The sequence below is a fragment of the Streptomyces sp. CB02056 genome, from assembly GCF_001905545.1.
In the GTDB taxonomy this organism is placed as follows: domain Bacteria; phylum Actinomycetota; class Actinomycetes; order Streptomycetales; family Streptomycetaceae; genus Kitasatospora.
Genome location: NZ_LIPD01000011.1, coordinates 102,130 through 113,280, shown reverse-complemented (window position 1 = coordinate 113,280; position 11,151 = coordinate 102,130). Strand labels below are relative to the sequence as shown.

Annotated in this window: 2 protein-coding genes; one reads left to right on the top strand and one right to left on the bottom strand. The window is 74.6% G+C overall.

Annotated features, from left to right (window positions below; all coding sequences use genetic code 11):
• Positions 1-16: 16 nt before the first annotated feature.
• On the bottom strand, positions 17-9,493 hold the full coding sequence (locus AMK13_RS41275) for a type I polyketide synthase (protein ID WP_443333955.1): 9,477 nt from the start codon (positions 9,491-9,493) through the stop codon (positions 17-19).
• A gap of 433 nt (positions 9,494-9,926) precedes the next feature.
• On the opposite strand from AMK13_RS41275, the gene AMK13_RS28800 reads away from it, so the two are divergent.
• On the top strand, positions 9,927-11,114 hold the full coding sequence (locus AMK13_RS28800) for an aminotransferase-like domain-containing protein (protein WP_074004724.1): 1,188 nt from the start codon (positions 9,927-9,929) through the stop codon (positions 11,112-11,114).
• Positions 11,115-11,151 lie beyond the last annotated feature (37 nt).

Here is an 11,151-nt window from a genome sequence, read left to right as displayed (position 1 = left end):
TCACCTTTCCCTTACCTCAGCGCGACAGTTCGTTGTCGAGCGCGTCGAAGAGTTCGTCGTCGGTCACGTGGTCGAGGTCGTCGGCGGGTTCGGCGGGTTCGTCCTGCTCCCGCTGCCAGGCGCGAAGGATCTGCGTCAGTCGGGTGGTGACCCTGGTGCGGTCCTCGCGCTCGCCGGCGAAGAGCTTCAACGCCTCCTCCATCCGGTCGGCGTCGGCGAGGATGCGCGAGACCGGGTCCGGTTGCCCGGGTTCGAGGGCCGCCAGGAGGTGGGCGGCCAGTTCGTCCGGTGTGGGCTGGTCGAACAGCACGTTGACGGGGAGCCTGAGCCCGGTGGCCGCGTTGAGCCGGTTGCGCAGTTCGACGAGGGTGAGGGAGTCGAGGCCGAGCCCCCGGAACTCCGCGCCGGTGTCGATGGCTCCGGGCCCCGGGTGGCCGAGGACGTCGGCGATCTCCTGGCACAGGAGCTCCGTCACGACGTCGAGGCCGCGTCCTCCGGCCGCCCCCGCGATCCGGTCGGTCCAGGTGGAGGCGCCCGCCGTCCTCGGTGCCGCGGCCGGGGCCGCCGTACGCCGGGCCGGGGCTGAGACGAGGCCGCGCAGCAGCGGTGGCAGGTCGGCCACGGCGGCCCTCGCGTGCAGTCGCGCCGGGTCGAGCACCAACGGTGCCACCGCCGGCTCGCTTCCCTGCCGCGCCTCGTCGAACAGCGCCATGCCCTGCTCGGAGGGGATCTTTCCGATGCCGTACCGCTCGAAGCGCTGGAAGGCCGTGTCGTCGAGGCCGGCGGTCATGCCGGACTCCTGCTCCCACAACCCCCACGCCAGTGACAGACCCGGCAGCCCCCGGGCCGACCGCTCCTGCGCCAGCGCGTCCAGGAACGTGTTCGCCGCCGCGTAGTTCGCCTGGCCCGCGGTGCCCACCAGGCCCGACACCGAGGAGTACAGCACGAAGGCCGCCAGCCCAGGGCACCGCTCCCGCGTCACCTCGTGCAACGCCCACGCACCGTCCACCTTCGACCGCAACACCTCCCCCAGCGCCTCCGCACCCAGCGACACCAGCACCCCGTCGCGCAGCACACCCGCCACGTGGAACACACCCGTCAACGGCCGCTGGGCCACCACCTCGTCGACCAGCACCCCCAACGCCACCCGGTCGGCCGCGTCACACGCCCGCACCACCACAGTGCGCGCGCCCAACTCCAGCAGTTCGTCCCGCAACCCCACCGCCCCGGGCGCCTCCACACCCCGACGACTCACCAGCACCAGGTGCCGGACCCCGCACGCCACCACCAGATGACGTGCCAGCAACGCCCCCAACACCCCCGTACCACCGACCACCAGCACCGCACCCTCCGGATCCAACGACACCGGAAGGGTGAGCACGTTCTTGCCGGTGTGGCGGCCCTGGCTGATGTGCCGGAAGGCCTCCCTGCCCCGGCGGACGTCCCGGACGGTGAGCGGGAGGTGGGTGAGCGCGCCGGCCTCGAAGAGGCGCACGAGCTCGGTGAGCATCTCCTGGATGCGGTCCGCGTCGACCACCATGAGGTCGAACGCCTGGTAGGAGACGTCGGGGAGGGACGCGGGGTCCCTGACGTCGGTCTTGCCCATCTCCAGGAACCGGCCGCCGGGGCGCAACAGGCGCAGCGAGGCGTCCACGTACTCGTGGGCCAGCGCGTTGAGGACGACGTCGAAGCCGCCGTCCTCGCCGAGCACCCGGCGGAAGCCCTGCTCGAAGAGAAGGTCCCGGGACGAGGCGATGCGCTCGTCCGGCAGGCCCATCGAGCGCAGCGTGTCCCACTTGCCGGGGCTCGCGGTGCCGAAGACCCGCGCGCCGAGGTGGTGGGCGAGCTGGACCGCGGCCATGCCGACGCCGCCCGCCGCCGCATGGACCAGCAGCGACTGGCCCGGGGCCAGGGCGGCCAGGTCGGTCAGCGCGTAGTAGGCGGTCAGGAAGACGACGGGAACGGCCGCCGCCTGGGCGAACGTCCAGCCGTCCGGGACGGTGACGAGCATCCTGCTGTCGGTGGCCACCACCGGCCCGAACGCGCCGGGCAGCAGGCCCATGACCCGGTCGCCGGGCGCGAACCCGGTCACTCCGGGGCCGACCTCGGTGACCACGCCGGCACCCTCGATGCCGAGCGGGCCCGCGTCGCCGGGGTAGAGCCCCAGGGCGTTCAGCGCGTCACGGAAGTTGAGGCCCGCGGCGCGGACGGCGACGCGCACCTCGCCCGGCAACAGGGGGGCGAGCGCCTCGGGGCGGGGCCGGAGGGACAGCGCGTCGAGGGAGCCGCTGGCGCCCGGTTCCATCCGCCAGGCCGGCGCGCCCTCCGGGGGTGCGAGCAGCTCACGGGGTGTCTGCCGGGCCAGCCGGGCGGCCTTCAAGGTGCCGTTGCGCAGCGCCAGTTGGGGCTCTCCGGTGGCGAGCGCGGCGGCCACCAGCCCGGGGGTCGGGTCGGCGTCGGCGTCGAGCAGGACGAAGCGGCCCGGGTGTTCGGTCTGGGCGGTGCGCAGCAGGCCCCACAGCACGGATGCGGCGAGGTCCGCCACGCCTTCGGCCGCTTCGACGGCCACCGCGTTCCGGGTGAGGACCACCAGGGGCGCGGAGGTCCGGTGCTCCTCGGCCAGCCAGCTCTTCAGCAGGCCCAGGACCTCCCGGGCGGCGTCATGGGCCGCGGACGGCACCGCGTGCTCCGGCGCGCTCGCCGTCCACGGGAGGACGGCGACCTCCAGGTCCTCGACCGCACCGGCCAGCATGGTGAGGTCGGCGTGGCGGGCCACGCCCGGCAGGTCCGGGCCGCGCGTGCCGAGGACGGCCCAGCGGTCCGTCGGCGGGCCCGTCGGCAGGTCCGGGGCCGGGCCGGCCGGAGCGGTGCCGGCGGCCGGGTCCGGCACGGGCACCCAGTCCACGGCGAACAGCGGCGTACGGCCCCCGCCCGCCGCCGAGTAGGGGCGCAGGGTCAGCGCTTCGACGGTGGCGACCGGCGCCCCGGCGGCGTCGCAGACGGCCAGGGCCACGGTGTCGGTGCCGGTGGGCGTCAGCCGTACCCGCAGCGCGGTGGCACCGGTGGCGTGCAGTTCGGCACCGGACCAGGCGAACGGCAGCCGGAGCCCGGCCGCCTGGTCGCCCTCCAGGACGAGCAGGTGCAGCGCCGCGTCCAGCACGGCCGGGTGCACTCCGAAACCGGAGGGTTCCACGCCGGCCGGGAGCCCGACCTCCGCGTACAGCACGTCGCCGTCGCGCCAGGCGGCGCGCAGGCCCTGGAAGGTCGGCCCGTAGTCGTAGCCGCGGGCGGCCAGGGCCTGGTACGCGTCGGCCACGTCGAGGGGGGTCGCGTCCTTCGGCGGCCAGTCCGTCAGCGCGCTCCCGGTGCCTTCGGCCCCGGCGGCCAGCACGCCGGTGGCGTGGCGCCGCCAGGTGTCGTCGGAGCGCGAGAACACGGCCAGTGACCAGCGTCCTTCCTCCTCGGGGTCCAGCACCACGCGCAGGTCGGCCGGGGCGTCGGGGTGGAGGGACAGCGGGGCTTCCAGGGTGAGTTCGTCCAGCCGCCGGCAGCCGGCCCGGGCGCCCGCCGCGAGGGCGACGTCGAGCAGCGCCACACCGGGCAGCAGCACCTCCTCGCCGATGACGTGGTCCTCCGTCCAGGGGTGGGTCGTGGGCGACAGGCGGCCGGTGAACACCCAGCCCCTCCCGTCGGGCCGCTCGACCGCCGCGCCCAGCAGCGGATGCCCCACCGTCTCCAGACCCGCCGAGGCGACGTCCGCGACGGCGGTGTCCTGCGTCAGCCAGTAGGACCGGTGCTGGAAGGCGTACGTCGGCAGCTCCACCGGCCGCGCGCCCGGGAAGAGCGGGGACCAGTCGGGCAGGTGGCCGGCGAACGCGGCCTGGGCGACCGCGGTGAGCAGGGAGCCGGACTCCGGGCGCCGGGCCCGCAGCAGCGGCAGGGTGACCGCGTCGGTCCCGGCCGGCAGGCAGTCCGGGACCAGACCGGTCAGGACACCGTCGGGGCCGAGTTCGAGGTAGGTCCCCACGCCGAGCCCGGCGAGGTGCTCGACCCCGTCGCCGAACCGGACGGCACGGCGGATGTGGGACACCCAGTAGTCGGGGGAGCAGAGCTGCTCGGCGGTGGCCTCCCGCCCGGTCACGTTGGACACGACGGAGAGGACGGGGGCGCTGAAGGTCAGGCCTTCGAGAACGGTGCGGAACTCCTCCAGCGCGCTGTCCATGTGGGGAGAGTGGAAGGCGTGGCTGACCCGCAGCCGCCTGGTCCGGCGCCCCAGCGCCGCGAAGTGGTCCGCGACCTCGGTGGCGACCGCGGCATCACCCGAGACCACCACGGACCGCGGGCCGTTGACGGCGGCGATCCCCGCCAGGTCCTCGCGCTCTCCGAGGACCGTCAGGACCTCCTGCTCGGTGGCCTCCACGGCGATCATGGCGCCGTCGCCGCGGGCGGCCTGCATCAGCCGTCCCCGCGTCGCCACCATGAGCGCGGCGTCCGGCAGGTCGAGCACGCCCGCGACATGGGCGGCGGCCACCTCGCCGACCGAGTGTCCGAGCAGGTGGTCGGGCCTGATGCCGTAGTGCTCCAGGAGCCTGAACTGCGCGGTCTCCAGGGCGAACAGGGCCGACTGGGCGTACAGGGTGCGGTCCAGGAGGTCGGCGTCCGTACCGAAGACGACGTCCTTCAGGGGGACGGGCAGGTGCGCGTCCAACTGCGCGCACGCCTCGTCGAACGCCTTCGCGAAGACGGGGAAGTCCCGGTGCAGTCGGCGGCCCATGCCGAGGCGTTGCGCGCCCTGGCCGGTGAAGAGCAGCGCGAGCCTGTTCGAGCCGTCGGGGGGCGTGGTGGAGGGCGTGACGGTGACGTTGTCCGCCGTGCCGCCCTCGGCAAGGGTCCGCAGTCCGGCGAGCAGTTCTTCACGGTCGGCGCCCGTCACGACGGCGCGCTGCTCGAACAGTGAGCGCTGCGCGACCAGCGACCAGCCGACGCTGCCCGCGCCGACCTCCGGGCGCTCCGTCAGGTGCTCCGCCAGCCGGCCCGCCTGCGCCCGCAACGCCTCCACCGACCGGCCGGACACCACCCACGGCACCACATCATCAACAGGGCGCCCAGCTGCGGTGGTTGGCTCTTCGGCGACCCCTTCCACGATCACATGCGCGTTCGTCCCACTGATCCCGAACGACGACACACCCGCCCGCCGCGGCCGGTCCAGCACGGGCCACTCCCGAGCCTCGGCCAGCAGCTCCACCCCGCCCGAGGACCAGTCCACATGCGACGACGGCACCTCCGCGTGCAACGTCCGCGGCAACACCCCGTGCCGCATCGCCAGCACCATCTTCATCACACCCGCCACACCCGCCGCGGCCTGCGTATGACCGATGTTCGACTTCACCGACCCCAGCCACAACGGCACTTCACGCCCCGCCCCATAGGCGGACAGCAAGGCCTGCGCCTCGATCGGATCGCCCAACCGCGTGCCCGTCCCGTGCGCCTCCACCGCGTCGACGTCACCCGCCGCCAACCCGGCATCCTCCAAGGCCCCGCGCACCACCCGCACCTGCGCCCGACCGCTCGGCGCCGTCAACCCGTTCGACGCACCGTCCTGGTTCACCGCCGAACCCCGCACCACCCCCAACACCCGGCGCCCAGCCCGCCGCGCGTCCGACAACCGCTCCAGCACCAGCACGCCGCAACCCTCACCAAACCCCGTCCCCTCGGCCCCCTCACCGAACGCCCGGCACCGGCCGTCCGGGGACAGACCCCGGTGCCGGGCGAACTCGATGAGGGTGGCCGGGGCCGCCATGACGGTGACGCCGCCGGCCAGGGCCATCGAGCACTCGCCCCGCCGCAGCGACTGCACCGCCAGGTGCAGCGCCACCAGCGACGACGAGCACGCCGTGTCCACCGACAGGGCCGGGCCCTCCAGCCCCAGCACATAGGACACCCGGCCGGACGCGACACTGCTCTCGTTGCCGGTCAGGACGTGCCCTTCGAACTCCACCGGGACCCGGGCGGGGGCGGGCCGGTAGCCGCTGGTCATCACTCCGGTGAAGACGCCGGTCGCACTGCCCTTCAGGGTGTCGGGACGGATCCCCGCCCGCTCCAGCGCCTCCCACGACACCTCCAGCAGCAGCCGCTGCTGCGGGTCCATCGCCTCCGCCTCGCGCGGCGGAACGCCGAAGAACCCCGCGTCGAACAGGTCCGCGTCGTGCAGGAAACCCCCGCCGCGCGTGTACGTCCGCCCGCCTTCCCCCGCGTCGGGATCGGGGTCGTAGAGGTGCTCCAGGTCCCACCCCCGCCCCTCCGGGAGGCCGGAGATCGCGTCGCGCCCCTCCGACACCAGCCGCCACAGGTCCTCCGGCGAGCTCACCCCGCCCGGGTAGCGGCACCCCATCCCCACGATCGCGATCGGCTCGTCGTCGTGGGGGGTGCGGAGGGGTGCGGTGCCGGTGTCGGTGCGTTCGCCCGCGAGTTCCGTGCGCAGCCACTCCGCCAGGAGGGCGGGTGTGGGGTGGTCGAAGATCAGGGTGGGCGGGAGGGGGACGCCGGTGGCGGCGGTCAGCCGTTCCAGGAGGTTGACGGCGTCCAGCGAGTTGAAGCCGAGGTCCTTGAAGCGGCGGGAGGTGTCGACCAGCCCGGGCTCCGGGTGGCCGAGCACGGCCGCGGCGTGTTCCCGTACGAGGCCCGTCAGTTCGCCGTGGCCGGGCCGCGACGGCCCGGGTGCGGGGGCCCCGGTCTCCGCGCCGAACGGCACACGCCGGTCCGCCACCGCGGGCCCACGCCGGTCCACCGCCACGGTCTCGCGCCCGTCCACCGCCGCGGTTTCGCGCCGGTCCTCGCCGTCGAGCCAGTACGACTGCCGCTGGAACGGGTAGGTGGGCAGCCGGAGCCGGCGCCCGCTGCCCGTCCGGAGCGCGGGCTGCCAGTCGACCCGCGCACCGCGCACGTGGAGCCGGGCGACGGAGTCCAGCAGACGGCGCGGACCGCCCTCGCCCCGCCGGAGCGTCCCGGTGACCGCCGCCGCGGCACCGACGGTCTGCTGGAGCGCGACGGTGAGCACCGGGTGCGGGCTGACCTCGACGAACGTCCGGTGCCCGGCCTCCAGCAGGTGCCGGGTGGCGGTCTCCATCCGGACCGGCCGGCGCAGGTTGCGGTACCAGTAGCCGGCGTCCAGCTCCGTGGTGTCGGTGATCTCACCGGTGACGGTGGAGCAGAACGGGATCCGCGACCGGCGCGGGGTGATCCCGGCGAGTTCCGTCAGCAGCGCGTCCCGCAGGACCTCCACGTCGCCGGAGTGCGAGGCGTAGTCGACCGGGATCGCGCGCACCCAGACGCCCTCGGCCTCGTACTCCGCCAGCAGCCGGTCGACGCTCCCGGGCGGGCCGGAGACCACCGTGGACACCGGCCCGTTGACCGCGGCGATCTCCACCCCGTCCCAGCCCCGTTCGAGCCGGTCGCGGACCTGCGCCACGGGCAGGGAGACGGTGGCCATGGCGCCGGTGCCCGCCAGCCGGCCGAGCGCGCGGCTGCGCAGCGCCACGATCCTCGCGCCGTCCTCGACGCTGAGGGCGCCCGCGACGCACGCGGCGGCGATCTCGCCCTGCGAGTGCCCCACCACGGCGTCGGGACGCACCCCGAAGGAGCCCCACACCTCGGTCAGCGCGAGCATCATGGCCCACAGCGCGGGCTGGACGACGTCGACCCGTTCCAGGGGCGGGGCGTCGGGCGTCCCGCGCAGGACGTCGAGCAGCGACCAGTCGACGTGCGGCCGCAGCGCCGCGTCGCACTGCTCCATCCGCTCCCGGAAGACGGCCGAGGTGTCGAGCAACTCCCGTGCCATGCCGTCCCATTGGGAGCCCTGGCCCGGGTAGACGAAGGTGACCTCGCCGTCCTCGGCGACGCTGCCCCGGACCAGTGCCGGGTCGACTCCGCCGGGTTCGGCGGCGGCGGTCAGGGCCCGGAGGAACTCCTCGCGGTCGGCCGCGACGACGACCGCGCGGTGCTCCCGGGTCGCGCGCGTGGTGGCCAACGCGAGGGCCACGTCGGCGGGTTCGGCGTCGGGCTCCTCGGCCACGTACGACCGGAGGCGGTCGGCCTGGGCCCGCAGCGCCTCCGGTGTGGCACCGGACAGGACCCACGGCACCACGCCGGAACCGCCGTCCGCCGGCGCCCGGGTGTCCGCGGCGGGGGCGGGCGGCTGGGACAGCACGACATGGCAGTTGGTCCCGCCGAGACCGAAGGAGCTGACGCCCGCGAGGCGGGTGCCGTCCGCCCCGGTCCACGGCAGGCGGTCCGTCACCATGCGCAGCCGCAGGGCGTCCATGTCGATCAACGGGTTGGGGGTACGGAAGTCGAGGCTCGGCGGCAGCGTCGCGTGCTGGAGCGACAGTGCCACCTTGACCAGGCCGACCACGCCCGCCGCGGCCTCCAGGTGGCCGACGTTCGTCTTCACCGAGCCGACGTGCAGGGGGCTTTGGCCGGCCGTCCGGGCCGCGCCGAACACGGCGCCCAGCGCGGCGGCCTCGACCGGGTCGCCGACCCTGGTGCCCGTCCCGTGCAGTTCGACGTACTGGACGTGCGCGGGGTCGACACCGGCCCTCGCGCAGGCCCGCCGCAGCACCTCTTCCTGCCCGGCCCGGGCCGGCACCGTCAGTCCCTCTCCGCCGCCGTCGTTGTTCAGGGCGCTGCCGAGCAGGACGCCGTACACGGGGTCCCCGTCCGCGAGGGCCCGGCTCAGGGGCTTGAGCACCACCATCGCCCCGCCCTCGCCGCGGACGTAGCCGTTCGCCCGCTCGTCGAAGGTGAAGCAGCGGCCGTCGGGCGAGAGCGCGCCGAGCCCGGCCATCGCGTGCGCCGTGTCGGGCAGCAGGTTGAGGTGCACCCCGCCCGCCACGGCGAGCGCGGAGTCGCCGCGCCGCAGGCTCTCGCAGGCCAGGTGGACGGCGGCCAGCGACGACGCCTGGCCGGCGTCGACGGTGAGGCTGGGGCCGTGCAGTCCGAGGGCGTACGAGACGCGGTTGGCCGTCATGCCGCGCTGGGTGCCGGCAACGGTGTGCGGGGTCCGGGCGGCCGGCCCTCGCCGGTCGAGCAGGAGGCCGTAGTCGCCGGACGCCACGCCGAGGAAGACGGCGGTGTCCTGGGAGCGCCAGGTCTCCGGGCGGATTCCCGCGTCCTCGAAGGCCTCCCAGCTCAGCTCCAGGGCCAGGCGCTGCTGCGGATCCATCGCGGCGGCCTCGCGCGGGCCGATCCCGAAGAACCCCGCGTCGAACCGGTCCACGTCCTCCAGGAACGCCCCCCACCGCAGGGCGGACGGCTCGTCGTCCCCGGGCCCCCCGGAACCGCCCCGGCGGTCGTCGGGAGTTTCGGTGACGGCGCTGCGGCCGTCCCGCAGGAGGTCCCACAACTGCCGGGGTCCGGCAGCCCCCGGCAGGCGGCAGGAGATTCCGACCAACGCGATGGGTTCCTCCGGCACCGACCGATTTCCCGCGGAATTCACGGAGGCCTCGGAATGCCCATGGCGGAGATCAGACATGACGCCCCCTGTTATCACTTCGAACCGACCGACGGCATGACGGAACGCATCCCGGAGAACCAGGGAAAGGAAAGAGAGATTCGGAATTCCCCGTCAGAACACTGTGGAACACGGCACACGGCCCCCAGAGACTGACATACGCACCGCACCGCCCGACAAGCCCGTTCGACGGCCGACCACGCGTTTTCGGCCCATCTGGCGGAAGACCGCAGGTCAACGTCCGTCCCGGTCCCACCTGGTGGTTTCCGGAAGATCACGGTCCGGCACGGCCGGTCGCGGAACCCGCCGTCACCACGGACACCTGAGCGATCTCGGCAAGAAATCGACGGGACATGTTTGGGCACCCGTGGGACTCCCGCACCCGCGACACCGCCCCGATCGTCCGTATCCTGCGGGCATGACGAGCCCAGCCGCCGCCCCCGTTCCCGTCGCCCGCCACGCCGCCGCCCACGCCTCGTCCGTGCGGGAGATCCTCGAACTCACGGCGCGGCCGGAGGTGATCTCCTTCGCCGGCGGCCTGCCCGCCCCGGAGCTCTTCGACGTCGACGGCCTGCGGGCCGCGTACGACCACGTGCTGGCCACGGCCCCGCACCGCGTCCTCCAGTACTCGACCACCGAGGGCGACCCGGCGCTGCGGGCGGCCGTCGCGGAGCGGCTGGGCTCCCGCGGCCTGCCCACCCCGGCGGACGACCTGCTGGTCACCTCGGGCTCCCAGCAGGCACTGACGCTGGTCTCGACGGCGCTGCTGGCCCCCGGCGACACCGTCCTCGTGGAGAACCCCACCTATCTGGCGGCCCTGCAGTGCTTCGCCTTCGCGGGAGCCCGCGTCGTCCCGGTCCCGTCCGACGAGGACGGCGTCGACCCGGTCGCGCTGGCCCGCCTCGTCGCCTCGGAGCGGCCCAGACTCCTCTACCTCGTCCCCAACTTCCAGAACCCGACCGGCCGTACGCTCTCCGTCGAGCGCCGCCGGGCCGTCGCGGAGGTCGCGGCCCAGCACGGCCTGTGGATCGTCGAGGACGACCCCTACGGCGAGTTGCGCTTCGACGGCGCTCCGCTGCCGTGGATCGCCTCGCTCGACGCCGCGGCCGACCGCACGGTGCTGCTCGGCAGCCTCTCCAAGACCATGTCCCCGGGCATGCGCCTCGGCTGGCTGCGCGCTCCGGCCGAACTGCGCCGCGCCTGTACGACGGTGAAGCAGACCACCGACCTGCACTCCTCCACCGTCGACCAGGCCGCCGCCGCCCGGTACCTCACCCATGCCGACCTCGACGCGCACCTGACGCGGGTCCGCGCCGCCTACCGGGAACGCCGTGACGCGCTGCTCGACGGCCTGCCCCAGGCGCTCCCCCACGGAAGCACCTGGAACCGGCCGGACGGCGGGATGTTCGTGTGGGTGCGCCTGCCGGACGGGCACGACGCCACCGCCCTGCTGCCCCGGGCCGCCGCCCACGACGTCGCCTACGTACCCGGCGCGCCGTTCTTCGCGGACCGGCCCGACCCGGCGACCCTGCGGCTGTCGTTCACCGGACACCCCGCCGAGGCGATCAGGGAGGGACTGACCCGCCTCGCCGGGATCTTCGGGTGACCATCGGGGCCCGCCGACACCCGGCGACGGCGGGGCC

Bases quoted from the DNA above. Each gene is read 5' to 3' on its own strand.
- AMK13_RS28800 (WP_074004724.1), top strand. From the start codon at position 9,927: ATGACGAGCCCAGCCGCCGCCCCCGTTCCCGTCGCCCGCCACGCCGCC.